Genomic DNA, 2,740 nt, shown 5'->3' with positions numbered 1-2,740 from the left:
TTGATGGAAACGCTAACGGAACCGTAGAAATGAAGAATAGTTACCGAGTTTTTGTTAAGGAAGGTGCAACTAATTATTCTCAATTTGAAAAAAATTCAAATCAATATAAAACGAAGAATACTTCGGGGTATATGTCTGAAATTCAATCCGTTTCTGGATATGATTATTCAAAAGTAAGTATTGCTCCTACACCTCAAATTCGTTTTAATACTTTGTTAAACAATGAAGGAGTTCGTCAATTAGCTTTGGCATTTATTCCCGAAGCGACAGACGGGGTCGATCGTGCGATGGACGCCATGTCGTCAAGTGATGATTCAGCAGCGGATGTATATTTTGTGTTAGAGGATTCAGAATTTGTGATCAATGCTTTAAAATTTGATATTGATAAAAGTATTCCCATTGGTTTTAGAAATACGGGAGAAGCTAATTATAAAATTACAGTTAAAGAAATTTTAAACTTTACTGCTGCTTCAAACGTTTACTTGCATGACAAGGTTAAAGATTTATTTTATGATATTAAGAATAGTTTTCACGAGTTGACTTTGCCTTCGGGAGTTAATAATAAACAATATGAAATTACTTTTAAGACTAAAGCGTCTTTAGGTTTGGAAGAAAAAGCAATTCAAAATTTTGTAGTTTATCAAAATAACACTGAAAAAAGTCTTACAATAAGTAATTCATTGTTAATGGATCTTGCTACTTGCAGTTTGTATGATGTAGCTGGGAAAATAATTTTCAGCAAAAAAGATTTAGGTACAGATGCCTCGTATAAATTTCCTACCTCAGGTTTAAGTGACGGTATTTATATCGTTAAGCTTGCAACAAAAGATAAAATCGAAGTCGGAAAAAAGATTATCATCAAAAACTAAATTTATTTTATACTAAAAACTAAAGTGCAATCTGTTAAGGTTGCACTTTTATTATTTATAAATTTTACCTTTGTCCAAAAAATTTTTGGTTTGAATCAACAGTTAACAATGCAATTTCCAAACGGAATCACCATACATTTCAAACGGGAAGATTTGCTTCATCCTTTTGTTTCTGGAAATAAGTTTAGAAAGCTAAAGTATAATTTGCTTCAAGCAAAAGAAGAACAGCAGGAAACGCTGCTCACTTTTGGCGGGGCCTTTTCTAATCATATTGCCGCTCTGGCTTTTGCTGGAAAGGAAAAAGGATTCAAAACGATTGGCATTATCAGAGGGGACGAACTACGGGATAAAATTTCGGAAAATCCAACCCTGCAATTTGCCGAAAACTGCGGAATGCAATTCGAATTTGTTAGCAGAGAAACCTACCGATTAAAAACAGAAATTTCGTTTTTAGAAGATCTAAAACAAAAATTCGGCAATTTTTATCTTATTCCTGAAGGCGGAACTAATGATTTGGCAATCAAAGGCTGCGAGGAAATTTTGACTGCAGAGGATGCAGAATTTGATTATATTGGCTGTTCCATAGGGACGGGCGGAACTATTTGTGGAATTATAAACAGCATTTTACCGCATCAGAAAGTTTTAGGATTCCCAGCTTTAAAAGGGGATTTTTTAAAAGAGGAAATTCGTAATATTGTAATAAATAATAATTGGGAGCTGCTGACGGATTATCACTTTGGCGGATATGGAAAAGTTAATATTGAGTTAATCGCATTTATTAACCAGTTTTTTGCAGAAAATAACATTCCTTTGGATCCCATTTATACTGGAAAGATGGTTTTTGGCGTTATAGATTTAATACATAAGAACTATTTTCCCCCTCAATCAAAAATTTTACTCATTCATACCGGTGGAATTCAAGGAATTCAGGGAATGAATATGAAATTAAAAAACAAAAAATTACCAATAATACACATCAATGTTTAAAAAATATATACTGATTCTCGTAATACTGACTTTGGTTGGCTGTAATGCCACTAAGCCTGTTATTGTAACCACAAAGAAAATACCTTCAAAGCCAAAAACGGAAATCGTTCGTACTGCTAAAAAGCCAATTATCACAAAACCAGTCGTTGCAAAGCCACCGGTGAAAAGACCAGCTGTATCAAATTCACCCAAACAAGACTATCCTAATCAGTCAACGGAAGTGATCGTTTCGACTTCACAAACTGTAGTCAGTAGTGATGTTGTGGTCAATTATGTTGCTCAATTTAAGAATGTCGCTATGGATAACATGAGGACTTACGGCATTCCGGCTAGTATTGTATTGGCTCAGGGAATTCTGGAATCGGGAGCCGGAAGAGGTGATTTAGCGGTAAATGCAAATAATCATTTTGGAATAAAATGCCATCAAGACTGGACGGGAGAAACTATAAAACATGATGATGATTCGGCACAGGAATGCTTCAGGAAATATGATAATGTATCGGAATCTTTCAAAGACCACGCGTTGTTTTTGACTACCAGAGGAAGATATTCTAATTTATTTGCCTTGTCAAAAGGAGATTATAAAGGATGGGCAAGAGGATTAAGAACCGCAGGTTATGCCACAGACCCAAAATATCCAAATAAATTGATTTCTTATATCGAACGGTATAATTTAAACCAATATGATGATCAGGTTTTAGGGAATGAGAATATACTATTGGAAAAACAATTGACCGGAAAAATCCCTATCGAGACCATAAAAAATACAACTCGTGGGGTAACTTTGTACCAAGTTCAAAAAGGAGATACGTTATATTCTATTTCCAAAAAATTCAATTTGGGAATTAATGAGTTAAAAGAAAAAAACAATCTGGTAGCCAATA

The 2,740-nt window shown here is 34.1% G+C and carries 3 protein-coding genes; all 3 read left to right on the top strand.

Features of this window, described 5'->3' with window-relative positions:
* Positions 1–869: T9SS type A sorting domain-containing protein (locus ACH2BP_RS12730; protein ID WP_395060480.1), on the top strand; the 869-nt coding region annotated here is incomplete at its 5' end.
* Between the two features lie 108 nt (positions 870–977).
* The gene (locus ACH2BP_RS12725) at positions 978–1,856 is read left to right on the top strand and encodes a 1-aminocyclopropane-1-carboxylate deaminase/D-cysteine desulfhydrase (RefSeq protein ID WP_395060482.1); all 879 of its coding nucleotides are present in this window, start codon (positions 978–980) and stop codon (positions 1,854–1,856) included.
* A partial coding sequence (locus ACH2BP_RS12720) for a glucosaminidase domain-containing protein (protein WP_395060478.1) occupies positions 1,849–2,740 on the top strand: 892 nt, incomplete at its 3' end. The genes ACH2BP_RS12725 and ACH2BP_RS12720, both read left to right, overlap by 8 nt.

The sequence above is a fragment of the Flavobacterium sp. genome (assembly GCF_043756175.1).
GTDB lineage: Bacteria > Bacteroidota > Bacteroidia > Flavobacteriales > Flavobacteriaceae > Flavobacterium.
Note: the sequence above shows the minus strand (reverse complement) of the source record. Positions and strands in the feature narration are given on the sequence as shown.